Source organism: Bacillus sp. LR--39, assembly GCF_053613335.1.
Window position 1 is genome coordinate 114,694 of sequence record NZ_JBSIOT010000001.1, and the last position, 25,600, is coordinate 140,293.

At 47.2% G+C, this 25,600-nt stretch carries 25 protein-coding genes; 21 read left to right on the top strand and 4 right to left on the bottom strand.

Annotated elements, in window-relative coordinates; genetic code table 11:
* Positions 1 to 38 precede the first annotated feature (38 nt).
* Complete coding sequence (locus ACWHAR_RS00730) at positions 39 to 1,787, top strand: sensor domain-containing diguanylate cyclase (RefSeq protein ID WP_032873666.1); 1,749 nt, start codon at positions 39 to 41, stop codon at positions 1,785 to 1,787.
* Between the two features lie 34 nt (positions 1,788 to 1,821).
* On the opposite strand, the gene ACWHAR_RS00735 is transcribed toward ACWHAR_RS00730, so the two are convergent.
* A complete protein-coding gene (locus ACWHAR_RS00735) occupies positions 1,822 to 2,304 on the bottom strand; it encodes a GAF domain-containing protein (RefSeq protein ID WP_007408037.1) in 483 nt (160 codons plus the stop codon).
* Positions 2,305 to 2,429: 125 nt separating this feature from the next.
* On the opposite strand from ACWHAR_RS00735, the gene refZ reads away from it, so the two are divergent.
* The gene (refZ, locus tag ACWHAR_RS00740; RefSeq protein WP_032873668.1) at positions 2,430 to 3,053 is read left to right on the top strand and encodes a forespore capture DNA-binding protein RefZ; all 624 of its coding nucleotides are present in this window, start codon (positions 2,430 to 2,432) and stop codon (positions 3,051 to 3,053) included.
* On the opposite strand, the gene hisJ is transcribed toward refZ, so the two are convergent.
* Positions 3,043 to 3,855, bottom strand: coding sequence for a histidinol-phosphatase HisJ (gene hisJ, locus ACWHAR_RS00745; protein WP_032873670.1), 813 nt, complete (start codon positions 3,853 to 3,855; stop codon positions 3,043 to 3,045). The two genes, refZ and hisJ, sit on opposite strands and share 11 nt — an antisense overlap.
* A gap of 195 nt (positions 3,856 to 4,050) precedes the next feature.
* Between hisJ and ezrA the strand changes: the two genes are divergently transcribed.
* On the top strand, positions 4,051 to 5,742 hold the full coding sequence (ezrA, locus tag ACWHAR_RS00750) for a septation ring formation regulator EzrA (RefSeq protein WP_032873672.1): 1,692 nt from the start codon (positions 4,051 to 4,053) through the stop codon (positions 5,740 to 5,742).
* Positions 5,743 to 5,855: 113 nt separating this feature from the next.
* On the opposite strand, the gene brnQ is transcribed toward ezrA, so the two are convergent.
* Positions 5,856 to 7,196 carry a branched-chain amino acid transport system II carrier protein gene (brnQ, locus tag ACWHAR_RS00755; RefSeq protein ID WP_032873674.1) on the bottom strand — a complete coding sequence of 447 codons (1,341 nt, stop codon included), beginning with the start codon at positions 7,194 to 7,196 and terminating at the stop codon, positions 5,856 to 5,858.
* A gap of 193 nt (positions 7,197 to 7,389) precedes the next feature.
* On the opposite strand from brnQ, the gene ACWHAR_RS00760 reads away from it, so the two are divergent.
* The 5 genes from ACWHAR_RS00760 to ACWHAR_RS00780 all read left to right on the top strand — a co-directional run bounded on the left by ACWHAR_RS00760 (position 7,390) and on the right by ACWHAR_RS00780 (position 13,400).
* Entirely contained in the window at positions 7,390 to 8,535 is a 1,146-nt protein-coding gene (locus ACWHAR_RS00760; protein ID WP_032873676.1) for a cysteine desulfurase family protein, read from the top strand.
* A 3-nt stretch (positions 8,536 to 8,538) separates the two neighbouring features.
* On the top strand, positions 8,539 to 9,744 hold the full coding sequence (thiI, locus tag ACWHAR_RS00765) for a tRNA uracil 4-sulfurtransferase ThiI (protein WP_015418002.1): 1,206 nt from the start codon (positions 8,539 to 8,541) through the stop codon (positions 9,742 to 9,744).
* Between the two features lie 80 nt (positions 9,745 to 9,824).
* On the top strand, positions 9,825 to 10,046 hold the full coding sequence (locus ACWHAR_RS00770; protein ID WP_007408043.1) for an alpha/beta-type small acid-soluble spore protein: 222 nt from the start codon (positions 9,825 to 9,827) through the stop codon (positions 10,044 to 10,046).
* A gap of 148 nt (positions 10,047 to 10,194) precedes the next feature.
* On the top strand, positions 10,195 to 11,781 hold the full coding sequence (gene mbcS / locus ACWHAR_RS00775) for an acyl-CoA synthetase MbcS (protein WP_012118182.1): 1,587 nt from the start codon (positions 10,195 to 10,197) through the stop codon (positions 11,779 to 11,781).
* A 23-nt stretch (positions 11,782 to 11,804) separates the two neighbouring features.
* Positions 11,805 to 13,400, top strand: coding sequence for an amidohydrolase (locus ACWHAR_RS00780; protein ID WP_032873678.1), 1,596 nt, complete (start codon positions 11,805 to 11,807; stop codon positions 13,398 to 13,400).
* A gap of 16 nt (positions 13,401 to 13,416) precedes the next feature.
* On the opposite strand, the gene ACWHAR_RS00785 is transcribed toward ACWHAR_RS00780, so the two are convergent.
* On the bottom strand, positions 13,417 to 14,223 hold the full coding sequence (locus ACWHAR_RS00785) for an NAD kinase (protein ID WP_025285105.1): 807 nt from the start codon (positions 14,221 to 14,223) through the stop codon (positions 13,417 to 13,419).
* 181 nt (positions 14,224 to 14,404) lie between these two features.
* On the opposite strand from ACWHAR_RS00785, the gene sppA reads away from it, so the two are divergent.
* The 13 genes from sppA (at position 14,405) to ACWHAR_RS00850 (ending at position 25,505) form a co-directional block, all read left to right on the top strand.
* Positions 14,405 to 15,412: a signal peptide peptidase SppA gene (gene sppA, locus ACWHAR_RS00790; protein WP_003152419.1), complete on the top strand. Its 1,008-nt coding sequence runs from the start codon at positions 14,405 to 14,407 to the stop codon at positions 15,410 to 15,412.
* 13 nt (positions 15,413 to 15,425) lie between these two features.
* Complete coding sequence (locus ACWHAR_RS00795) at positions 15,426 to 15,917, top strand: RDD family protein (protein ID WP_007408048.1); 492 nt, start codon at positions 15,426 to 15,428, stop codon at positions 15,915 to 15,917.
* Between the two features lie 77 nt (positions 15,918 to 15,994).
* Positions 15,995 to 16,684, top strand: coding sequence for a DUF2953 domain-containing protein (locus tag ACWHAR_RS00800; RefSeq protein ID WP_007613093.1), 690 nt, complete (start codon positions 15,995 to 15,997; stop codon positions 16,682 to 16,684).
* A gap of 12 nt (positions 16,685 to 16,696) precedes the next feature.
* The gene (gene ytfJ, locus ACWHAR_RS00805; protein ID WP_003152423.1) at positions 16,697 to 17,137 is read left to right on the top strand and encodes a GerW family sporulation protein; all 441 of its coding nucleotides are present in this window, start codon (positions 16,697 to 16,699) and stop codon (positions 17,135 to 17,137) included.
* Between the two features lie 115 nt (positions 17,138 to 17,252).
* Positions 17,253 to 17,756 (top strand): thiol peroxidase, encoded by a 504-nt coding sequence (tpx, locus tag ACWHAR_RS00810; RefSeq protein ID WP_007613091.1) that lies wholly within the window; start codon positions 17,253 to 17,255, stop codon positions 17,754 to 17,756.
* 61 nt (positions 17,757 to 17,817) lie between these two features.
* Positions 17,818 to 18,804, top strand: coding sequence for a class I SAM-dependent methyltransferase (locus ACWHAR_RS00815; RefSeq protein WP_032873680.1), 987 nt, complete (start codon positions 17,818 to 17,820; stop codon positions 18,802 to 18,804).
* 310 nt (positions 18,805 to 19,114) lie between these two features.
* Positions 19,115 to 20,302, top strand: coding sequence for an acetate kinase (locus tag ACWHAR_RS00820; RefSeq protein WP_007408053.1), 1,188 nt, complete (start codon positions 19,115 to 19,117; stop codon positions 20,300 to 20,302).
* Positions 20,303 to 20,401: 99 nt separating this feature from the next.
* Complete coding sequence (locus ACWHAR_RS00825) at positions 20,402 to 20,914, top strand: MogA/MoaB family molybdenum cofactor biosynthesis protein (RefSeq protein ID WP_032873682.1); 513 nt, start codon at positions 20,402 to 20,404, stop codon at positions 20,912 to 20,914.
* Between the two features lie 152 nt (positions 20,915 to 21,066).
* Positions 21,067 to 22,278, top strand: a complete 1,212-nt coding sequence (locus ACWHAR_RS00830; RefSeq protein ID WP_032873684.1) for an argininosuccinate synthase — start codon at positions 21,067 to 21,069, stop codon at positions 22,276 to 22,278.
* Entirely contained in the window at positions 22,275 to 23,651 is a 1,377-nt protein-coding gene (gene argH / locus ACWHAR_RS00835; RefSeq protein WP_003152429.1) for an argininosuccinate lyase, read from the top strand. The genes ACWHAR_RS00830 and argH overlap by 4 nt, the downstream gene beginning before the upstream one ends.
* Positions 23,652 to 23,724: 73 nt before the next feature.
* Positions 23,725 to 23,853 carry a hypothetical protein gene (locus ACWHAR_RS00840; protein WP_007408056.1) on the top strand — a complete coding sequence of 43 codons (129 nt, stop codon included), beginning with the start codon at positions 23,725 to 23,727 and terminating at the stop codon, positions 23,851 to 23,853.
* Between the two features lie 137 nt (positions 23,854 to 23,990).
* Positions 23,991 to 24,758: an SDR family oxidoreductase gene (locus ACWHAR_RS00845; protein ID WP_017418355.1), complete on the top strand. Its 768-nt coding sequence runs from the start codon at positions 23,991 to 23,993 to the stop codon at positions 24,756 to 24,758.
* Positions 24,759 to 24,818: 60 nt separating this feature from the next.
* A complete protein-coding gene (locus ACWHAR_RS00850) occupies positions 24,819 to 25,505 on the top strand; it encodes a metal-dependent hydrolase (RefSeq protein WP_007613083.1) in 687 nt (228 codons plus the stop codon).
* Positions 25,506 to 25,600: the final 95 nt, after the last annotated feature.

A 25,600-nucleotide genomic window follows, 5' to 3' on the forward strand; every position in this document is an offset into this window, starting at 1 on the left:
ATGTACAAAAATGAGTAGTACATGTTTAGGTGATAAAAATGAAAAAACAAACAATTGATGAAGTGACGGCCTTTCATCAGAAAATGCTTTCTTTTTTCTTAACGAAATCTGAATCCGTCTCATTATCCGACTCGCTGTTATGGCTGGCCTCAGCTCTAGAATCCTGCTTTACATCTCTTTCATTGACCCTTTCACCGGCAGAATCAACACGTTTCACCATAAAAACAGAAGATGAACCGCATTATGCTCCGCTGAAAGAGAGTGACGGCCGTTTTATGATCAGGAATCAGACGTCCGGCAGATCCTTTTATCTGCGCTCGGAAGGCGGGCTGCCGATCCCGGAATCATTGCCTGAGATCGTTACTCAGTTTATTAATCAATCTGTGAGACAAAGCGGGCTGTTTGACAAAACGAAGCATCAGCGGAAAATTCACAGAATGACAGAAATGTTCCATTCGCTTTTGGACCAAAATGAGGTTTTGGAAAAACTGCAGGCAAGTTTGAGTACGGCTTTCCGGTCTTTCCGTTTTTCACTGTTTATCACGCAGGATCAGGATACGGACAGACAGCTTCCCGCAAAAGAATTACATATGGACGGAAAAGATGCCGATCCGTCTGCCCAGAAGGTTTATTTATCGGGGAGACTGCTCAGAAAAGGCAGGTCATCTGCTTATCTGCCGATCAAAGGCCAGCAGGGGACTTACGGGGTTCTGAAGACGGAGGGGCTGCAGGATGCCGTTCTTTCGTGCAGTACTCTCAGTGAAATGCTGCTGCTTGCGGGCGCAGCGGGAAAAGCATTTGAAAATGCGCAGCTCTATGAGCAATCGAAAAAAAGCATTGCGAATCTGGAGCTCATTAATGAAACATCGCGCCAGCTGAATCAGCGCCTCAGACTTACTGATACGATGCGGGAGCTCGCCGCCATTATGACCCAATCGTTTCATGCGGAAGAAGTGGCTTTTTTTCATATTGATCATTTTGAGACGCAAAATCTGCTTCCGGGACATACCGCTTTTTTTAAGACAGAACGTGCGAACCCCTATATCAGCATTGTGAAAGAAAAGCTCTTCGAGGGAGAAAAGGGCGTATTTATCGGCAGCGGAAAGACTGTATTCGGCGAAAACGGTTTCGGCTCGCTGATGGCGGTGCCGATGATCGAAAATGACACCGTCTTCGGGTTCGCGATTTTATTGAAAAAGGATTTGTATGCTTTTACTTTTGAAATGTATAAGCTTTTTCAAGCGCTCATTCACCATGCGACATTGGCGGTCACGAACTCCATGCTGCGCGACAGGCTTGAGCATCTTGTTCAGACAGACCAGCTGACGGAGCTGTATTCAAGAACCTATCTGGATGAGAAAATTCAATACAGCATGAAAATTCATAAACGGGGTGTATTCATCCTCGTTGATATCGATAATTTCAAAAATATTAATGATACATACGGTCATCAAACGGGAGATTCGATCCTGATTCAGGTGGCCTCCGTTATGAAGAACCATATTCGTGAGCATGATGTCGCTGCGAGGTGGGGGGGCGAGGAGCTGGCTGTCTATCTGCCGAATATCAACGTGTCATCCGGAGAACGCATCGCTAAAAGGCTGGTTCGCGCCATCCGGGAAAACACCGAGCCGCGCGTGACGATTTCCTGCGGCGTTTCCTGCTGGTCAAAGACCGGCCCGATGCCGTTGAAATTGCTCGTTCAGCAAGCGGATGAGGCGCTTTATATCGCCAAACGGAACGGCAAAAACCGGCTGATCATCCATCAAAACAGTACGACGACATAAAAAAGGAGCCGGCCTGCCGGCCGGGCTCCTTTTTTTATCCTAATCGTTTTTCAAGCGTTTCAACAAACTTTGCTAAATAGGTTTCGTCCGTTTCATCAAAACGGTTTTTCACGGGGCTGTCAATGTCCAGCACACCGATCACTTCACCGTTTACACGGATCGGGAGGACGATTTCTGACTGGGAAGCCGCGTCACAGGCGATATGTCCCGGGAACGCATTCACATCGGCAATCCGCTGCACGTCGCCATTAGAGTAGGCAGTGCCGCATACGCCTCTGCCGAACGGAATGCGCACACAGGCAGGAAGTCCTTGAAACGGTCCGAGCACGAGCTCGCCCTCTTTAGCGAAGTAAAACCCCGCCCAGTTGACTTCATGTAATGAATGGTATAAAAGCGCTGACGCATTCGCGTAATTTGCGATCGCATCCGTTTCATCTTCTGTCATGGCTTCGAGCTGTTTAAGCAGAAGCTGATAACTTTTTTCTTTATCTCCGGATTGTTTTTCGACATGAAACATGGAAAACCCTCACTTTTTCTATAATATCAAACAAAGTTCCGGCCGTTCTGCCGGCATTTGTCGAGAAGTTCTTACAGGAACGGCGCCTTTCTGCTTGAATTGTTACACATAAAGGGGTGAGCCGTATGAAAGTAAGCACCAAAGACAAAATTATTAACGCCGCTGTCCAGCTGTTTAACCAAAAAGGTTATTCCGGCACGTCCGTCCGTGAAATCGCAAAGTCAGCTGATGTAAATGTTGCGCACATCTCCTACTATTTTAAAGGGAAAGGCGGATTAATGGAACATTTAGTTTCCGAGTTTTACGAAGGCTATACTGAAGCGCTGGAAAAAGCCGCCGTCAGTATGAACGGTGAAGACGCGCAGGAACGCATCCTGCGGGTGATTTTCGATATTTTATCCTATCAGCACGATAACCGTCAATTAACGCGGTTTGTGTACCGGGAAGTGACGATTGATTCCGTGCTGATCAGGGAAATTATGTCTACTTACTTAATGAAAGAAAAATATATTTTCCAGCTGGTGATTGAAGAAGGGCAGTCACGCCACAGACGGCTGACGCTGCCCGTGCCGCATTTTATTCTGCAGTTGAAGTCCCTCTTGATGATGCCGTATCTTCAGCCCCAATACATTACGGAGGTGCTCTATATGCAGCCTCATGAACCGTACTTTTATAAAAGGTATTTTGAAGAGATGAAGATCTGGATCAAAAGCGTGTTCCGACGGCCTGATGCGGCGCTTATGAAGTAATGATGCTTTTGTACGTTTCGTAGGAACTGCCGACATCTTCCGCTTGATGGGCGTCCGACCCGAATATGAGCGGGATTTTTTTTTGCTTCGCCGTCTCAGCCATCCAATCCTCCATGTATACTTCCCCGGCAAACTTCTTTCTGAGCCCGGATGTATTCACATCCAGCTCCATTCCGTGTTCTTTCACGGCGTCAAGACAGCGGGCCGCAAGCTCTCTTATTTGAGGTGACATGCTGTAAGGGAAAAGGCGCGCGAATTTTTTGACGAGCGTGATATGGCCGACCCGTTTTGGCTTAAAGGGGCCGAGCGGTGTTACAATGGAAGAATACACAGTTTCATAGTATTGTTCATATACGGCTTCAACGCTTCCGAATTGCGCGACAAGCTGCTGAAAGGCGTGCTCGTCAAAATCCAGGCATATATAAGACGGACCGGTCTTCAAAAAATGAACGGATAAAATGCCGTCATCCAGTGAGGGGCCGTACGTGTTCAGAAACGCCGCGGTTTCCTCTTCATACCCTGTGATAAAATCGGTTTCCAGCCCGGTCAGAATGCTGATTTGTCCATCGTATTCCTTTTTCAGGTGTGACAGCCGCTCCAAATAAACCTCCATCTGTCTGAGATCCATCGCGCTGTCCTGAAGCGGTACGGGATCTTGAAATGACGGAGGAAGGGGGGCGTGCTCTGTAAATGTGATCGAGTCAAAGCCTCTTTCCAGGGCCTTTTCGACATATTGTTTCAGCGCATCCTTCGAGCCGTGAGGGCAAAAAGGCGTGTGGATATGAGCGTCTCGTTTTTCCATTTGTGTCACTCCATTAAAAAATTGCAGAATCCTGCCGAAATTATGCAAAAAGTTTTTGATTTCTGGTCAAAAAATGTTGGTTACATGGTATCATAATAACAATGAAAACGACAGATTTTCTCAATACATATATTGAAATCTTTCTGAATACATAAAACACCCTGACAGATTAAGAGAACAACAAGGGGGCTCATTATGGAGTTAGTCATCGGATTATTGGTTATACTGCTCGCGCTCTTTGCGGCGGGCTACTTTTTCAGGAAAAAAATTTATACGGAAATTGACCGGCTGGAGTCATGGAAGATTGAAATTTTAAACCGTTCGATAGTGGAAGAAATGTCCAAGATCAAACATCTGAAAATGACCGGAGAGACGGAAGAGTTCTTTGAAAGATGGCGCGAAGAGTGGGATGAAATTGTCACAGCCCATCTGCCGAAAGTAGAAGAGCTCCTTTATGATGCCGAAGAGAACGCCGACAAATACCGGTTTAAAAAAGCGAATCAGGTGCTTGTCCACATTGACGACCTTCTCACTGCAGCCGAATCAAATATAGAAGGCATACTGCGTGAGATCAGCGACCTTGTGACGAGCGAGGAAAAAAGCCGCGGAGAGATTGAACAGGTGCGTGAGCGGTATTCAAAAGCGCGAAAAAACCTTCTGGCGTACAGCCATCTCTACGGAGAGCTTTATAACAGCCTGGAGACGGATCTCGACGAAATCTGGAGCGGCATAAAAGAGTTCGAAGAAGAGACGGAAAGCGGCAATTACATCAAAGCGAGAAAAGTGCTGCTTGAACAGGACCGCAGACTGGATCAGCTTCAGACATACATAGATGACGTTCCGAAACTGCTTGCGGACTGTAAACAGACCGTGCCGAACCAAATTGCCAAGCTGAAAGACGGCTACCGGGAAATGACGGAAAAAGGCTACAAATTAGAGCATATTCAAATCGAAAAAGAGCTGGATACACTCACAAATCAATTGAAACGGGCCGAAAACGCGCTTTTGGAAGAATTGGATGTCGACGAAGCGTCCGCCATTCTTCAGCTGATTGATGAAACCATTCAATCGATGTATGACCAGCTGGAAGGCGAAGTGGAAGCCGGACAGTCCGTATTAAGCAAAATGCCTGAGCTGATCATCGCGTATGAGAAGCTTGAGGAAGAAAAAGACCGAACAAAAACCGAAACGGAGCTCGTCAAGGAAAGCTATCAGCTGACGGCGGGTGAAATCGGCAGACAGCATGCCTTCGAAAAACAACTGGAAACGATCGGCCGGCTCCTTGAGCAGGCGAGAGAAAAGCTTGATGGTGAGCATGTCGCTTACTCTCTATTGATTGAAGAAGTCGAGGCCATCGAAAAGCAGATGGAAGAGGCTCAGAAAGAACATGCCGAATACCGTGAAAATCTGCAGGCGCTCAGAAAAGAAGAACTGCAGGCGCGGGAAACGCTGATGCATCTTCGGAAAACCATTTCTGACACGGCCCGAATGCTGCAAAAAAGCAACGTGCCGGGTATTCCTGAACAAGTCAAGGACAAGCTCGAAACGGCAAATCATCATATAGAAGAAACCGTCAGCCAATTGGAAGTGCTGCCGCTGAATATGGAGGAAGCCGCCAAACATCTGACCGAAGCCGAAAAGGCGGTTGAGGAAGTCAGCGAAGAGGCGGAAGATCTTGTGATTCAGGTGAAGCTGATTGAGCGGATCATCCAGTACGGCAACCGCTTCCGAAGCCAGAATCATATTTTATCCGAACAGCTGAAAGAAGCGGAACGGCTGTTTTACGCTTTCAGCTATAATGAAGCTTATGAGATGGCGGCAGATGCTGTTGAAAAAGCAGCTCCCGGCGCCGTGAAAAAAATTAAAGCTGATCAATCTGCTTCATAGACGCATAAGCAAAAACTGCACCCTGATGGAAATCAGAGGTGCAGTTTTTTAGTTTCTCACGGAATATAAAAAGCGCCTGCGGCTGATAAACGTCAAGCCGCAAGCGCTGAATGTTACGATTTTGCTTTATTTAATTCGATGGGCGGGCTGGTAAAAAACGTGATGATGCAGCCGATGATCGCTCCGGCAATGCCCGGAAGCACCCAGCCGATTCCCATGCTGTAAAGCGGAAGATTTGCGTTTAAGAATGAATCTAATGATCCGAGCGGAATGCCTGCTGCCTTCAAACCGTCCAAGATACTGAACAGCCCCGTTCCGATCAGGCAGGCGATATAGACTTCCCGTCTTTCCTTAAAGATTTTATCAATAAAGGAAAGGACGATAATGACAATCGCCAGCGGGTAAATCGCTGATAAAATAGGAACTGAAAATGCAATAATCTCAGCAAGTCCGAAATTTGAAATCGCCAGACTGAACAGCGTGACAATCGTAACCACCATTTTGTATGATAAAGCAGGAATCAATTTTGAAAAATATTCGCCGCAAGATGTGACAAGCCCGATGCTTGTCGTTAAACACGCAACGGTGATGGCAGAGCCGAGAACGATGTTTCCCAGTGAACCGAACAGGTAATCTGATGAAGCTGATAAAATCTTTGCGCCTTCGCCGATCGGACCTACAGCGTCCGTGCTTGTCGCTCCCAAATAGGCCAAAGATAAATAAATGAATGTCAAACCTGCCGCTGCAATCAGACCCGCTTTAATACAAGCGGCCGCGAGCGCTTTACGCTGGGTGACGCCCCTGCTTTTAACAGCGTTGACGACAACGACGCCGAAGACGATTGAGGCGAGCGCGTCCATTGTTTTATAGCCTTCCAAAAATCCTTTGAACACCGGCGTTCCGGAATATGCCTGATGTACGGCGCCCAGTCCGCCCATCGGAGTGACAATGGCTTTTACGACGATGATTAGAATAATACCGAATTTAATAGGAGTCAAAATCTTTCCGACTCTGTCAACGATTTTGGAAGGATTAAGAGCTAAATAATACGTAATAGCAAAAAAGATCAACGTGAAAACAAATAAAGATAATCTTTCCGGAATGCCGCTTAAAAACGGAACTGCACCGATTTCATATGAAACGGTTCCGGTTCTCGGAATCGCGAAAAGCGGCCCGATTGATAAATAAAGCACAACGGTGAAAATAGTCCCGAATACCGGATGAGCTTTATCGGCAAGCCCTTTCGCGTCTTTGCCCGTTAATGCGATGGCGATAATACCCAAAAGCGGCAGACCTACGCCGGTCAGTAAGAAACCGCCCATCGCTTTCCAGACATTATGCCCCGCCGCTTGCCCGAGCTCCGGCGGATATATCATATTTCCTGCCCCGAAAAAAAGTGCGAAAAGCATGAAACCGATAATAACGGTATCTTTGACAGGTAGTGAGTGTTTCATAAAAATCCTCCTAAATACTATGTTGAAATATTCTGTCAATTAATTGTCAGATAATATAACAAAACGAACATTACTTATTATATGGCAATGTACAGAGAAGTCAATACTCGATTTATTGCGAATTTATATTTACTTTTGTTATGGTAGCATAAATATCATACGATGTACCGTTTTCATTAAAGGAGTAAAAAAAATGATATATTTAGACAACAGCTCAACGACCGAGCCGTATGAAGAGGTTTTGGAAGTGTATAAACAGACGAGCAGCCGTTATTTCGGCAACCCTTCGTCTCTGCACCAGTTAGGAACTGAGACGGAACAGCTCCTTGAAGCGGCCGCTCAGCAAATAAAAAAAACCTTGCGTTTAAAAAATTATGATATTGTATTTACATCAGGCGCGACTGAAGCGAATAACGCGGCGTTAAAGGGAGCAGCCTGGGCAAACATGAGTAAAGGAAGACATATCATTGCTTCGGCGATTGAGCATCCTTCTGTGACGGAGACGCTTGATCAGCTGACAGAGCTGTTCGGCTTTGAAGTCACATATCTTCCGGCCGATCAAAACGGCTTCGTTTCTTTGAAAGACGTCAAATCGGCTATCAGGCCGGATACGATAATCGTCAGCGTCATGCATGTCAATAACGAAGTCGGCTCCATTCAGCCCGTAAAGGAAATCGGCGGGTTTTTGAAGCAGCACCGGAATATTCTGTTTCATGTTGATCATGTGCAGGGTATTCATAAAGTTCCTCTGTCTATAGAAGAAGCGGGCATTGACCTTTGCACCGTTTCAGGGCATAAGTTTCACGGCTTAAAAGGGACCGGAGCGCTTATCGTCAAAAAAGGAACGCGGCTCATTCCGCTTATAACGGGCGGCTCGCAGCAAAAAGGCGTCCGCGCCGGAACAGAACACACGGCAGGCGCCGTTTCCCTTGCGAAAGCGATCAATCTTTCCGCGCGTGACATGAACGAGCGGCTTTCTTCCATGGAGGCTGCCAAGAATGCGCTCATGGAAAGGCTGAGCGGGACGGACGGGGTCGTCATCAACACTCCCGCCGAAAACAGCGCGCCGCATATCATTAATTTTTCCGTTCCGGGCGTGAAGGCGGAAGTGCTGCTGCACATGCTTGAGGAAAAAGGAATATATGTCTCCACAACCGCGGCATGTTCGGCAAGAGAGCACAAACCGAGCCGTGTTCTTCTGCAAATGAATAAAGGCGAACAGATTGCATCAAGCAGCATCAGAGTCAGCCTGAACTTCAGCCATACGGCTGACATCACGGAGCCGTTTATGGCCGCGCTGGCGCCGGCTGTTCAAAAACTAAAAAAAATGATGAGGTAGCATATGAATTACGATCATATTTTAATCCGTTTTGGTGAAATATCCACAAAAGGAAAAAACAGACGCAGTTTTATTGAAAGATTAAAACAGAATATCCGCCTGGTATTAAAGGATTATAAAAAAGTAAAATACTTTTCAAACCGGGACCGGATGTCAATTACACTTAATGGAGAAAACCCGGAGGAAATTTGTTCCTTATTAAAGAATATATTCGGCATTCAAAGCTTTAGTCTCGCAATTAAATGCGAAAGCAAGCTGGAAGACATTAAAAAAACGGCTTTAGCCGCGATAGAAGGCGAATATAAACCGGGGAATACGTTTAAGGTCGAGACCAAACGGGCTTACAAGCAGTTTGAATTAGATACGAATGCGATGAACGCTGAAATCGGCGGCCATATTTTGAAAAACACGGATGGATTAACCGTCGATGTGAAACATCCCGATATTCCGCTTCGGATTGAAATCAGGGAGGAAGCGACATTCCTGACTATTCGTAACGAAAAAGGCGCCGGAGGCCTTCCTGTCGGTTCCGCGGGTAAAGCGATGCTGATGCTTTCCGGCGGTTTTGACAGTCCGGTCGCCGGTTTTTACGCGATGAAACGGGGATTATCTGTTGAAGCCGTACATTTCTTCAGTCCGCCGTATACGAGTGAACGGGCAAAGCAGAAAGTCATGGATCTCGCGGGATGCCTCGCAAAGTTCGGCGGCAGTATGACACTCCATATCGTGCCGTTTACAAAGACGCAGGAACTCATCCAAAAACAAATCCCGGAAAACTATACGATGACGGCGACGCGGCGTCTTATGCTGCAAATCGCGGACAGAATCAGAGAAGAACGAAAAGCGCTCGCGATCATTACGGGAGAAAGCCTCGGGCAGGTAGCGAGCCAGACGCTTGAAAGCATGTATGCGATCAATGCCGTGACGGCAACGCCGGTTTTGCGCCCTTTAATCGGAATGGACAAAACAGAAATCATCGAGAAATCAAAAGAAATCGGCACTTATGAAACAAGCATTCAGCCGTTTGAGGACTGCTGCACCATCTTTACGCCGCCAAGTCCGAAAACACGCCCGAAAAAAGAAAAAATCGAGCACTTCGAAAGCTTCGTTGATTTTGAACCGCTGATTGCAGAGGCCGCTGCCGGCATCGAAACCATCACTGTTTACTCAGAGCAGGAAGCTCACGATAAGTTTGCCGGCCTGTTTTAAAACTGTATACAATTACCAAAGTTTTTTTGAATGAAGACATGTGTTTTATCACATTCTATACTCACAAGGAGGTGATACACATGTCACAACAATCAAACAGCGGAAACAGCAACCAGCTTTTAGTGCCAGGCGCTGCTCAAGCTATCGACCAAATGAAGTATGAAATCGCTTCTGAATTCGGTGTAAACCTTGGACCGGAAACAACTTCTCGCGCTAACGGTTCTGTCGGTGGAGAAATCACAAAACGTCTTGTCTCTTTTGCTCAGCAAAGCATGGGCGGAAGCAGCCAGCAGCAGTTTTAATCACAACTTCACATAATGGCTAAGAGAGCGGGGAATTCCCCGCTCTTTTTTCATGAGTATAGATAGAAGGCGGGAAGCAATTTATGCATATTTTTATTGTAATGGCCTATGTTTATGTATAATGGGGAAAGAAAGTGAGGAGTTGTTCGTGTTAAAACGAGAAGATTTAATCGCCCCAAAGAACTATAACCTTGTAAATGAAATCGAAAAGTTCAGCCGTTCTAAAGAGAAGAACGCGCTTATATGGGAAGATCAAACAGGCGGCAAGAAAGTCTGGACGTATGAAAAATTGATGGAAGAAACGAATAAAATCGGAGCCCGCCTGAAAGGTCTCGGATTTGAAAAAGGCGATAAGCTGATTGTCATGGTTCCGAGAGTGCTTGAAGCGTATGCCGTTTATTTAGCGATCTTAAAAGCGGGGATGGTCGTCATTCCTTGCTCGGAAATGCTGCGCGCCAAAGACCTTGAATATCGGATCAAACACGCCGAAGTGAAAGGCGCTATCGTTTATCCTTCATTTATAAACGCGTTTGACGAGGTGAATACCGAGCAGCTGGTGACATTGTCAATCGGTGAAAATAATGTCGGCTGGAAAAACCTCCTAACGATTGAAGCGGACGGGGACAGTTTTCAAACAGCTGATACAACAAGAGAAGACATGGCGTTTTTGTCCTATACTTCAGGCACGACCGGCCAGCCTAAAGGCGTTGTACATACACACGGCTGGGCCTTTGCCCATTTAAAAACATCAGCCGGTGCATGGCTGGATATTTCTGAAGACGATACAGTGTGGGCCACCGCGGCGCCCGGCTGGCAGAAATGGGTGTGGAGCCCGCTGCTCGCAATTCTGGGAAGCGGCGCGACAGGAGTCATTTATCACGGCAGATTCAACGCCAAGACGTATTTAGAGCTGCTGGAGCGCCATCAAGTAAATGTCTTCTGCTGTACTCCGACAGAATACCGCCTGATGGCAAAAGTGGAGGAGTTGGACAAATATGATCTTTCTGCCCTTCACAGCGCAGTTTCTGCGGGTGAGCCATTAAACCGGGAAGTCATTGACGTATTCCGGAAGCATTTCGGCATTAAAGTGAGAGACGGATACGGCCAAACGGAGAGCACCCTGTTAGTCGGCGTCCTGAAGGACATGGATATTAAGCCGGGAAGCATGGGCAAACCGACCCCTGGAAATCAAGTGGAGATTATAAACGATAAAGGCGAAATATGCGAAACTGGCGAAACGGGCGATATCGCCGTGCATTTGAGCACACCGGCTTTATTCAAGGAATATTATAAAGATCCTGAAAGAACGAAAAAGCAGATTCGCGGAGATTACTTTCTTACAGGAGACCGCGCGAAAAAAGACGAGGACGGCTACTTTTGGTTTGAGAGCCGCAATGATGACATCATCGTCAGCTCCGGATATACAATCGGGCCTTTTGAAGTAGAGGACGCGCTCGTGAAGCATCCGGAAGTGAAAGAATGTGCCGTCGTGGCGAGCCCGGATGAAATCAGAGGTTCAATCGTAAAAGCTTATGTCGTTTTACAAGACGATGAAAAGCGCAGTGACGAACTTGTCAAAGAACTGCAAAACCACGTAAAAACGATTACGGCGCCTTACAAATATCCGAGAGAAATTGAGTTTGTCGAAAGCCTGCCGAAAACGGCGTCCGCAAAAATCAGACGTGTGGAGCTGAGACAGCGTGAAGAACGGCTGAAGGCTGATAAAAAAGCATAATACAGGATAAAGGGTGAGCGGGGATGAAAGCGATTTGGCACGGCGGCACCATCTATACAATGCTGGACAAGAATCATGTCACTGAAGCCGTTTATACCGAAGAAGGCGTCGTCAGGCAGACGGGCAGCTTCCGGGAGCTCCAAGGAACATACGGTTCGCCTGATACGGAGGAAATCGATTTACATGGAGCTGTCATGTTCCCGGGGTTTACGGACAGTCATATGCATTTAATCGGACACGGGGAAAAACAGCTTCGCCTCGATTTGTCGCAGCTGACGTTAAAAGAAGCGATACTGCGGGCCGCAAAAGAAGCAGAGCGTGAATTGGAAGATGGCGAATGGCTGATCGGCGAAGGCTGGGATGAAAATCTGTTTGAACGGCCGGTTTACGTCACGAAGCATGACCTTGACCCGCTCTTTCCCGACCGCCCCGTCCTGCTGAAGCGGGTATGCCGGCACGCCGCGGCGGTTAATTCGGCCGCATTGCGCGCGGCGGGAATTACAAACGAAACACCTGATCCAAACGGCGGGATTATCGTCCGGGATGGCACCGGTCCGACAGGCCTTCTGCTGGATAAAGCCCAAGAGCTTGTGACACAGGCCCTGCCGCCCGTCTCACTTCACTATGTCAAACGCGCGCTTCAAACGGCGATTACGGACTGCTGGTCAAAAGGCCTGACCGGCGGGCATTCAGAAGATCTGGCATACTACGGCGACGCGTCCGTTCCCGTTGCCGCGTACGAGTCATTAACCGGCAGCGGCCTTTATCCTTTTCGCGCCCATCTGCTCGTTCATCACGAAGCCGTCGACAGCTGGAGCGCTCTGGATAAATCGACCGGACCTTATCTGGAATACGGAGCGATGAAAATTTTTGCTGACGGCGCGCTCGGCGGCAGAACCGCTCTATTGAAAAAGCCTTATCACGATGATCCGTCAGTTTCCGGCGTTCAGGTGCATGATGACGAAACCCTTGCCGCTCTTGTTTATAAAGCGAGAGAGAAAGGGATGGAGATCGCCGTGCACGCGATTGGCGACCTTGCATTTGAAAAGGTGCTGGATGTTATCGAAAGATACCCGGCAAAGCCCGGACAGCTAGACAGGCTCATTCATGCGCAAGTATTAGATGACGGATTGATTGAAAGAGCCGCCCGGCTGCCGATCGGACTTGATCTTCAGCCGCATTTTGTGGCCAGTGATTTTCCGTGGGTGATTGACAGGCTCGGAGAAGAGCGGATGAAAACGGCTTTCGCCTGGAAAACACTGCTGTCAAAAGGGCTGTTGTGCGCCGGAGGTTCAGATGCCCCGATAGAACCGGCCGATCCGCTTCTGGGCATTCAATCGGCTGTGCTCCGTACGAGCAAGCAGCACCCGGAAGGTCCGGCCTATTATGAAAAAGAGTGCCTGACCGTGTACGAAGCCATTCAGCTTTACACGGAGGGAAGCGCGGCCATCATCCATAAAGAACATAGCCGCGGACGGATCGCCCCCGGCTATGATGCCGACTTTACCGTACTCAGCGGTGATCCGTTCAGGACGGACCCGAAAAAGCTTCATGAATTGGAAGCTGTCAAAACTGTCGTCGGCGGCCGTATCGTATATGAAAAAGAGGACAGGCAGTGATGCCCGTCCTCTTTTTTTATGATAAAAATGATCGTTTTACTTTTTCCCAGAAAGAGTTGTCTTTCAGTTTCACCGTTTTGATTTTTTTATCGGATAGTCTAATCTCAACCTTTTTGACATTCCGCGTGCTGAGCGCTTCATTATCAAGCCCGATAATCGGATGCTCATTGCCGTCTTGCACCACCTGCAGTGTCAGCTTCCGGTCTGAGCTTAAAATAAACGAAGATCCGAGTGTACGGTATGTGTTGTTGTTCAACGACGCCAGTTCGGATACCTGCATGCAGGAAATCAAAGGATCAACAACGGCGCCTGAAACAGATTTATTGTAGGCGGTGCTGCCCGTCGGGGTGGAAATGATCATCCCGTCTCCTCTGAATGTCTCAAAATGAAGATCATCAATTAACACATCCATCACAAACGTTTTAATAATGCTTGAACGGATGGAAACCTCGTTTAAACAGTGAAAATGATTGCTGCCGTCCACCGTGACGTGAATGAGCGGGTATTTTCTGACCTCAAGCTGTTCCGCGGTCATGCTGGCCGCCATTTTTTCAGGCTCATCGCTGTGAAAATCACAGTACAAATGGGCTTTCCCTTTTTTAGCGATGCCGACATACAGGCAGTCATCACGGAATCCGGTTTTTCTGACGGCTTGCAGAAATGAGCCGTCGCTGCCGATGCTGGCGATAATTCCGGCATCCTCCGGTTGAGCCGCAACTGTAAAACCGTGCGATTCAGCAAGCTGCTTCAAAGAGCTGACTTGTTCTTTTGTTTCGTTGTTTTGTTTGTGGAAAAAATAAACATTGCGGCGAAGATCGGTCATATCCCCATTCCCCTTTGCTGTCATATTTACGTTTTTCTCCCAGCAGGTATTGTGTTAAAATACCTGTGGCAATAGTGTAACATGTTTCCTGTTTATCCGTTAAGGGAAAGCGCTTCATGAAAAAAATGAATCTTTTTTTACGGGGGAACGTACGAATATTGACAGAAAAGGAGGAGAACAAATGAATGCAAAAAGATGGATTGCGCTCGTCATCGCGCTCGGCATTTTCGGCGTATCAGTCATTGCAAGTGTGACCGTCGGGGTGCTGAAGAATATCGGAGATACAGGGTCTGACTTTGCATCACTGACAGATGACACAGAAGAAGTGACACTGGATAAGGGCAGCCCCGGCAGTAAAATCGCCGTGCTTGAAGTGGACGGCACGATTGAGGATAACGGCGGGTCCGCTGGCCTGCTCAGCTCAGGCGGGTATGATCACAGATCATTTTTAAAACAGGTTGAGCGTGCGAAAGAAGATAAAAGCGTCAAAGGAATTGTACTGAAAATCAATTCCCCTGGCGGAGGCGTGTACGAAAGCGCGGAAATACATAAAAAACTGGAAGAACTAAAGAAAGAAACGAAGAAACCGATTTATGTATCCATGGGCTCCATGGCGGCTTCGGGAGGCTACTATATTTCAACGGCCGCCGATAAAATCTATGCTTCACCGGAAACGCTCACGGGTTCACTGGGCGTCATCATGGAAAGCGTCAATTATTCCAAGCTCGCCGATGAACTCGGCATCAAGTTTGAAACCATTAAAAGCGGCGCGCATAAAGACATCATGTCCCCGACCCGCGACATGACGAAGGAAGAAAGAAAGATCATGCAGACAATGGTCAACGATTCTTATGAAGGATTTGTCAATGTCATTTCAAAAGGCCGGCACATGTCAAAAGCGGATGTGAAAAAAATTGCCGACGGCCGTGTCTACGACGGCAGACAAGCGAAAAAAATCGGCCTCGTTGATGAGCTCGGTTTTTACGATGATACGATCAGTGCGATGAAAAAGGACCATAAAAATATGAAAAACGCTTCAGTCATCACATACGAGGAAGGATTCGGATTAGGCTCGCTCTTTTCCATGAGCGCAGCGAAAATGTTTAAAAGCGAAATTGATTTTCTGAATATGAAAGAACTCATTTCGCAATCCGGTTCGCCGCGGATGATGTATCTCTATGCAAAGTAGGGGGGAAGAAAGAATGGACGCGACTTACGAAGGCTTTCACGGCAAAGAAGAGGAAGCTGAACAACAGAGGGCGCCCGAGCAGGCATATGCGGGCTTTTGGATCAGGTTTTGGGCGTTTCTTCTTGATTGGCTGGTGGTCTGGGGGCTAAACCATCTCATCGTTTCACCGATTTTCACGCTGATGAAGCTCCCGGCAACAAGCGGAATGTTTACAATCTCAGCTTATTCCGTCACAACCCTGATCGTCTACCTCGCCTATTTTGTGTTCATGACGAAATGGTTTCATCAGACACTCGGCAAGATGGTCTTCGGGTTAAAGGTCACTTCTTTGACGCCCGGAAAGCCGCTGACTTGGAGCACCGTCATTTTCAGAGAAGCGGTGGGGCGTTATATCGATAAAATCTGGATTCTCTATATCGTCATTGCGTTTACGCCCAAAAAGCAGGGCATTCATGATCTGATCGCCGACACAACGGTGATTCACGAAGCGCTGTACCGCAAATAAAAGCAGTAAACCCGGAATAAACGTCCGGGTTTATTTTTTTTGGTTTTGGCGATAATGCTGCTAAGGAAGTGAAGCTTATGGGATATGCCGCAGCAGCTGTTATTCTCATTCTCATTTTGGCCTGGCTGCTCATGAGGATGAAAATTCATCTGACGCTCGAATATCTTCATGATAAAGATAACGACAAACTGACGTTTAAACTCTCGGCCTTATACGGGCTGATCCGTATTAAAAAAACGCTGCCCGTCATTAAGGTAAACAGCGAAGACGCGTCAATTGATGTCAAACAGGACACAAAATCAGAAATGAAAGGTCAGAAAAAAGAGAAGAAAAAAATCACATATGAAGATGTCAAACAGAGCATTCACAGAATAGAAATGATTCTGCACCAAGTCTTTCAGATGCGTCAAATCGGCGCCTCATTTCTTGCGGGAGTCCGTGTTACGAAGTTCGAATGGGTGACGGTTATCGGAATAAAGGACGCCGCCGTTACGGGAATCGCCGCCGGCGGGTTGTGGGCCGTAAAGGGAGGCCTTACGGCGATGCTGTATGATCATCTGCGTTTCATACATAAACCGGTGTGCGAAGTCATTCCGTCTTTTCAAGTGCCTGCATCCAAGACGCATTTGCAGTGTATATTCTTTTTTCGTTTTGGACATCTTATAGGTGCAGCTTTCAAATTGCTCAAATACGGGCGGAACGGACTTTCTATCATACGAAAGAAACAGCCGGTTCCGGTTGCTTCAAAGAATGATTCATCAGTTTAAGGAGGAGCGCATATGGCAGACCATCCCATTCAAGGTTTAATGAAAACCGCTATGGAAAATTTAAAAGAAATGATTGACGTGAATACAATCATCGGCGATCCTGTTGAAACGCCTGACGGCAGCGTAATCTTAACGGTTTCAAAGGTCGGATTCGGATTTGCGGCGGGCGGAAGCGAGTTTGGAGGAAAGCCGGCTGAAAAAAGAACCGATGATGATGAAAGAAAAGAGCAGAAGCTCCCGTTCGGCGGCGGAAGCGGCGGCGGAGTATCCATTACGCCGATTGCGTTTCTGATTGTCGGAACAAACGGGGTGCGTATGCTTCATTTAGACGAAAACACCCATCTGATTGATAAACTGTTAGACTCCGCGCCTCAAACGATTGAACGCATCCAGCATATGTTTAAAAAGAATGAAAAAGGCCGGAACCAAAAAAGAACGGATATCGATTTATAACAGAAAAGTTAACTGCCGCCCGCAGTTAGCTTTTTTTACGATGCGGCATAACCTTTGCAGTTTGCATAAAACTCGACTATGATAGAGCTATACATAGATAAAGGGAGGAATCAGAATGGCTGAAATTACATTTAAAGGCGGAGCCGTGACGCTGATCGGACAAGAAGTGAAACCGGGTGACCAAGCTCCTGACTTCACGGTTTTGACAAACGGATTAGAAGAGAAGACATTAGCAGATATGAAAGGGAAAGTAACGATCATATCCGTTATTCCTTCCATTGACACAGGCGTATGTGACGCGCAGACACGCCGCTTCAACGAAGAAGCCGCAAAACTCGGTGATGTGAACGTTTATACTATCAGCGCCGACCTTCCGTTTGCACAAGCGCGCTGGTGCGGAGCGAACGGAATTGATAAAGTTGAAACATTATCGGATCATAAAGAGATGTCATTTGGTGAAGCATTCGGTGTTCACATCAAAGAACTTCGTCTTTTGGCGCGTTCCGTATTCGTCCTTGATCAGGACGGAAAAGTCGTTTACGCGGAATACGTAAGCGAAGCGACAAACCACCCGAATTATGAAAAGCCTATCGAAGCTGCAAAAGCGTTAATCAAGTAAAGAGAGAAAAAGAGCTCCGGGTGCTGCCGCGGAGCTCTTTTCATGGCAAGGAGGAAACAGCATGCAACATGACCATGTCGGTCAGATTTATGAACTTTTAGATGAAGCCGCCCAAGTGATAGCAGAAGGCCTTCAGATTTCTTATATTGAGGGGCTTGCGGAAGCGGGAGAGATGTATTTTCTTGAAAAGGCCGACCAGCTTCCGCTTCAGGAAAAGAAAACCGGCGAGCTTAACAGCCTGCTCGCGAAAGCAGACTTCAGAAAATGGGAGCATGAATGGATCCGCAAGGCGTTCCAGCTCGCCATTTTAAAAGGGCTCAAAGATAAGTCCCATCCGAACAGACAGATGACGCCTGATACGATCGGCCTTTTCATCAGTTACCTCGTGAATAAATTTACGGGCGGCCGAAAAGGCCTGACATTGCTGGACCCCGCCTGCGGCACCGGAAATCTTCTGCTGACCGCGGCAAACCAGCTTTCTGACAAAGCGGGAAAAAGCTTCGGCATTGAAATCGACGATGTCCTTCTGAAGATCGCTTATGCTCAGGCGAATCTGCAGGAAAAAGAAATGGAGCTGTTCTGCCAGGACAGTCTTCAGCCGTTATTTATCGAACCGGCCGATGCGGTCATCTGCGATTTGCCGGTCGGCTACTATCCGAATGACGAAGGCGCTGAAGCGTTTGAGCTGAAAGCGGATGAAGGCCACTCATTTGCCCACCACTTATTTATTGAGCAGAGCGTCAAACATACAAAACCGGGCGGATACTTATTTTTTATGATTCCGAACCATCTGTTTGACAGCGCGCAAAGCGATAAACTGAAGCGGTTTTTTGCGGAAAAAGTGTATATCAACGCCCTTCTTCAGCTGCCGGCTACTATGTTTAAAGACGAAGCGCAGGCAAAGAGCATTTTAATCTTGCAGAAAAAAGGCGAAGACGCAAAGCCGCCGAAACAAGCGCTTTTGGCGAATCTTCCTTCTTTTGCGTACCAGCAGGCGATGCGGGAGATGATGGCAAAATTGGATCAATGGATTCAAACAGAAAAATAGTGGCGAAAAAGCAGTGCGAGATGCAAAATCCCGCGCTGCTTTTGCTTTTTAAAATGAATGGAAATCAGGAGGATAACACAAATTAAGGAAAGAAAATAACATTCCGTAAGGCCGTGCCGTCCATTTGGCACAAATAAAATTTATCAGAAAATATCGACTTCATATTGTAAGCGGTGCCAATATGGATGTTGACTTGAAATGCTGAGTTGACAATGTTTAAATGGAAAAGTCAGATATTTTTTGGACTGCAGTTATGGTCTGGGAAAAAAGAACGAACAAACGAAGAAGAATTTTGATAGGAGCGTCATTTATGTCTAAAATTATTGCAATTAACGCAGGAAGCTCATCTTTAAAATTTCAGTTATTCGAAATGCCTTCAGAAAAGGTGCTAACAAAAGGTTTAGTAGAACGGATCGGTATCGCCGACAGCGTTTTCACAATCTCTGTTAACGGCGAAAAAAATACAGAAGTGACAGATATTCCGGATCATGCGGTTGCGGTGAAGATGCTGCTTCACAAGCTGACTGAATTCGGTATTATAAAGGATTTAAATGAAATTGACGGAATCGGCCACCGTGTGGTTCACGGCGGAGAAAAATTCAGCGATTCTGTTTTGCTTACGGATGAAACAATCCGTGAGATTGAAGAGATTTCAGAACTTGCGCCGCTTCATAACCCGGCTAACATCGTCGGCATTAAAGCCTTTAAAGAAGTGCTTCCGAATGTGCCTGCGGTTGCAGTGTTTGATACGGCGTTCCACCAAACGATGCCTGAGCAATCTTACCTGTACAGCCTACCGTACGAATACTACGAGAAATACGGCATCCGCAAATACGGTTTCCACGGCACTTCTCATAAATACGTGACACAGCGCGCAGCTGAGCTTCTCGGCCGCCCGCTTGAAGATTTGCGTCTGATTTCCTGCCACCTCGGTAACGGCGCAAGTATCGCGGCCGTAGAAGGCGGAAAATCCATTGATACGTCAATGGGCTTCACACCGCTTGCGGGTGTTGCGATGGGAACACGTTCAGGAAACATCGACCCTGCATTGATTCCGTACATTATGGAAAAAACGGATCAGACGGCAGATGAAGTATTAAATACGTTAAATAAAAAGAGCGGACTGCTTGGCGTATCCGGTTTCTCCAGCGACCTCCGCGATATCGTGGAAGCTTCAAAAGAAGGAAACGAAAGAGCGGAAACGGCTCTTGAAGTGTTCGCAAGCAGAATCCATAAATACATCGGTTCTTACGCTGCGAGAATGAGCGGCGTTGACGCGATTATTTTCACTGCGGGTATCGGTGAAAACAGCGTTGAAGTCAGAGAACGCGTGCTTCGCGGCTTAGAATTCATGGGTGTATATTGGGATCCTGCGCTGAACAACGTGCGCGGCGAGGAAGCGTTTATCAGCTACCCTCACTCTCCTGTCAAAGTCATGATCATTCCGACTGACGAAGAGGTCATGATCGCACGCGACGTTGTCCGCCTTGCACAGTAATGATCGAAAAAAGCACATCCTTTAGGGTGTGCTTTTTTATTGAATGCCCCAGAATCAAACGTTACGATATGTTTAATACATAAACGATGAGGTGAAGCAATGAGTGTGCATGAACATAAACAAGAAGCCCCGTCAGCCGTGCGCTGCAAGGTGATTACAGTCAGCGACACGAGAACGAAAGAAACCGACAAAAGCGGGCGCGTCATGATGGACTTCCTCAGGGAAGCGGGATTTGAAACGGTCGCTTATGACATTGTTAAAGATGAAAAAGATGAATTGCAGAAAGCCGTTTTATCCGGCTGTATGGATGAATATACAGATGCGGTGCTGTTAAACGGAGGGACGGGCATTGCCGAAAGGGATGTCACAATTGAAGCGGTCACGCCGCTGTTTTCAAAAGAACTCCCGGGATTCGGCGAGCTGTTCCGCATGCTGAGCTATACGGAGGACATCGGTTCCGCCGCCATTTTGTCCAGAGCGGCAGCGGGTGTGATCCAAAATACCGCAGTCTTCTGCACGCCCGGCTCCACAGGCGCCGTAAAGCTTGCGATGAGTAAACTGATTATACCTGAACTGCCTCATGTGCTCCGGGAAATTCGAAAAGATTTATAAATGTATAAAAAGGCTCTGCTCCGCTCAAAAAATTGGGTGGGGTTTTTTTTATAAAAGGCTTGAAAAAACAGAATTTACTTGTTACAGTGTATACATACAAAATGCATTTTTATTAATTAAAACTAATTTTTATACAAAAGGGAGCTTTTAACATGGCAGAACAAAAAAAGGTTGTATTGGCATACTCAGGAGGTCTTGATACTTCTGTAGCGATAAAATGGCTGCAAGAACAGGGATACGATGTTGTTGCCTGCTGCTTAGACGTAGGGGAAGGAAAGGATTTGGCATTCGTTCAGCAAAAAGCGCTGGAAGTAGGTGCCGTAAATTCCTATGTGATTGATGCGAAAGAAGAATTCGCCCGGGAGTACGCGCTCATTTCTATGCAGGCCCATACAATGTATGAAGGCAAGTATCCGCTCGTATCTGCATTATCCCGTCCATTAATCGCGAAAAAACTCGTTGAAGTCGCGGAAAAGGAAAAAGCGGTGGCCGTAGCGCATGGCTGCACGGGAAAAGGGAACGATCAGGTTCGTTTTGAAGTATCCATTAAATCATTAAATCCTGATCTGGAGGTCATTGCTCCGGTCCGTGAGTGGCAATGGTCGCGTGAAGAAGAAATTGAATATGCTGCAAGCCGCGGCATTCCGATTCCGATCAATCTTGACAGCCCGTATTCCATCGACCAGAACCTATGGGGACGCGCCAACGAATGCGGTATATTAGAAGACCCGTGGGCGGCGCCGCCTGAAGGGGCATATGACCTGACAGCATCTCTTGAAAACACGCCGGACGTTCCGGAAATCATCGAAATCGCATTTGAAGCCGGTGTTCCGGTTTCAATCGACGGCGTAACCTACCCGCTCGCTGATTTAATTCTCAAGCTGAACGAGACTGCCGGAAAACACGGCATCGGCCGGATTGACCATGTGGAGAACCGCCTGGTCGGCATTAAGTCCCGTGAAGTTTACGAGTGCCCGGGCGCGATGACTTTGATTACGGCTCACAAAGAGCTTGAGGATCTGACTTTAGTGAAAGAAGTGGCCCATTTCAAACCGGCAATTGAACAAAAACTGTCTGAAATCATCTATAACGGTTTATGGTTCTCGCCGTTAAAAGACGCGCTGCTTGCATTCCTGAAAGAAACTCAAAAACACGTCACCGGCGTCGTGCGCGTCAAGCTGTTTAAAGGCCATGCCATTGTAGAAGGACGTAAGTCGGAATATTCACTCTATGATGAAAAACTTGCGACATATACAAAAGACGATGCTTTTGACCATCACGCGGCAATCGGTTTCATTGAGCTTTGGGGGCTGCCGACAAAAGTAAACAGCATTGTGAAAAAGAAGGAGCAGATTGAAGCATGAAGAAGCTTTGGGGAGGCCGTTTTCAAAAAACACCGGAAAAGTGGGTCGATGAGTTCGGCGCATCCATCACATTCGACCAAAACTTAGTCAAAGAGGATATTACAGGGTCTCTCGCTCATGCGGCAATGCTGAAAAAATGCGGCATTCTGACGGAAGAAGAAGAAGGCGCCATCCGACAGGGGCTGCAGACCCTCCTGCAAAAAGCAGAGGAAGGAACACTTGAATTCTCTGTTGATTATGAAGATATCCATTTGAATATTGAAAAAATGCTGATCGAAGAAATCGGACCGCTGGGCGGCAAGCTTCATACCGGCAGAAGCCGGAATGACCAGGTGGCGACCGACATGCATTTGTATTTGAAAGATCATGTCTCACATATCATCGTGCTGATTGAACAGTTCCAAAAAGCGCTGATCGAAAAAGCGGAGGCCAATGTCGAGACCATTCTGCCGGGGTACACCCATTTACAGCGGGCTCAGCCGATTTCTTTCGCCCACCATCTGCTTGCTTATTTTTGGATGCTTGAACGGGATAAAGAGCGTTTTCGCGATGCTATGAAGCGGATTAACATATCGCCGCTCGGATGCGGGGCGCTTGCCGGAACCACGTTTCCGATAGACCGTAACTATTCGGCGGAGCTGCTCGGTTTTGACTCCATTTATGAGAATAGTCTTGACGGAGTCAGTGACAGAGATTTTATTCTCGAGTTTTTAAGCGGCAGCAGCATGCTGATGATGCACCTTTCGCGTTTATCAGAAGAAATCATTCTATGGTGCTCGCAGGAATTCAGATTCATTGAACTGGATGATACGTATGCGACGGGAAGCAGCATGATGCCGCAGAAGAAAAACCCCGACATGGCGGAGCTGATCCGCGGTAAAACCGGACGCGTATACGGTGATATGATGGGGCTTTTCACGATTATGAAAGGGCTCCCGCTCGCTTACAACAAAGACCTGCAGGAAGATAAAGAAGGCATGTTTGATACGGTGAAAACCGTTGAAGGAAGCCTTCAGATTTTCACGGGCATGATTGAAACGATGAAAGTAAACAAAGACATCATGAAACAAGCGACAAAACAAGATTTTTCAAACGCGACGGAACTTGCCGATTATTTAGCTAAAAAAGGCATGCCGTTCAGAGAAGCGCATGAAGTGGTCGGCAAGCTTGTGTACAGCTGCATTGAAAAAGGAATCTATTTAAGTGATATGGCATTTGAAGAATTCCTTCAAGCCAGCAGTCTCTTTGAAGAAGACATCTATACCGTGCTCGATCCGCATCATGCGGTTGAAAAAAGAATGAGCGCCGGCGGAACGGGTTTTCAGCAGGTAGAACAGGCGCTCGTAAAAGCAAAAGCCTGCGCCGGCATTTAATTTGCTGAAATTCCCTTCATATTTTCCCGTCATATCAGACACCCTACATCTATAAAGATGGGAGGTAGAAGGAATGCGCAAAGAACAAGACCGTTACATCTATGATGAAAAAGAAAGTGAAGAAACGGCCAGGCTCATTTCAGAGGCATACGAAAGCGGTTATGTCGGCATGGAGGAAGCCTCTGCTCCTTCAGAAAATTAAGCTGTCTGTAAAGACGGCTTTTTTTTCGTGCGGACGAAGTGCAAAAAAGTGATATTGCCGTTTGTTTATAGTAAAGTAGAGGGAGAAACGTCTTGATTTTATTGAAGCGGCTACGTTGCCTGGGGAGGGTATTCAATGTGCGACATGCTCTAATCACTGCCGGTACAAAGGGATTGGGCCGAAAAGTGACTGAAATGCTTCTGGAAAAAGGCTTTTCTGTCACAGTGAATTACAGACAAGACGAAGAAGCGGTCGCCTGTCTGAAGGCGGATTATCCCGGGTGCCATGACAGATTGCAATTCGTTAAGGGCGATGTAACCCGGAAAGAAGATCTCATGCGGATCGCCGATGCAGCCCTTCAGCGGTTTGGAAGGATTGACATACTGATTAACAATGCCGGGCCGTACATATTTGAGCGCAAAAAGCTTGCCGATTATTCCGATGACGAATGGTATGACATGCTTGAAGGGAATTTAAGCGCCGTTTTCCATCTGTTTAAAGCGGTTATCCCGGTCATGAGACAGCAGCGGTTCGGCCGGATTATTACATACGGTTTTCAAGGAGCGGACCATGCCCCCGGCTGGCTTCACCGTTCCGCTTTCGGAGCGGCTAAAGTCGGATTGGCTTCGTTAACGAAAACCATTGCGATTGAAGAAGCTGAATCAGGCATTACGGCCAATATGGTCTGTCCGGGTGATATTGTAGGAGATATGAAAGAAGCGTCTATAGAGGAAGCAAGACGGAAAATCGGCAAAGAAAAGACGCCGATCGGCAGGTCCGGAACCGGAGAGGATATTGCGAGAATCATCGCCTTTTTATGTGAAGAAGATTCCGATCTTGTAACCGGAACGGTCATTGAAGCAACAGGCGGGCTGAATGTGATTAACAGGCATCAATCCCTGTAAGTTTTTTCGTTTGTCAAAAAGGGAACTTGATAAATATTAATTTTTTATGAGGTGAAAACAATGAAAGTGACTTATCACGGACATTCTGTCATTCAAGTGGAAACGAAAACCCATAACATTATTTTTGATCCGTTTCTGACCGGAAACAGTCTGACAAATTTGAAACCGGAAGAAGTGAAAGCGGATGTCATCCTGCTTACTCACGGACACAATGACCATGTCGGAGATACAGAGCAGATCGCCAAACAAAACGATGCGCTCGTCATTGCGCCGAATGAGCTGGCCGTTTATCTCGGCTTTAAAGGTTTAAAGGTCCACCCGATGCATATCGGCGGGGCGCGCCAATTTGATTTCGGCAAAGTGAAACTGACACAGGCATTCCACGGATCGGCGGTCACTGATGAAGAAAACAAAACTATTACGTACACGGGGATGCCGGCCGGGATTTTATTGACGATTGACGGCAAGACGATTTTCCACGCCGGGGACACGGCGTTGTTCTCAGATATGAAACTGATCGGGGAACTGAACCACATTGACCTGGCGTTTCTGCCGATCGGTGATAACTTCACCATGGGCCCTGAAGATGCGAAACTCGCGGCTGAGTGGCTGAGAGCGAAACAGGTCGTTCCCGTTCATTACAATACATTTCCCGTCATTGAACAGGACCCTGACGCTTTCGCCGAAAGTCTGCCCGGAGGCGTCGGCAAAGTCATGGCGGCCGGCGAGACCATTGAGCTTGCCTGACATATGTGTCAAAGACCTTCTGAATCAAGCATTCAGAAGGTCTTTTTGTGATGCCGCCTTTTTTCGGGCGTCTCATTGCGAATGAATCCCCCGTA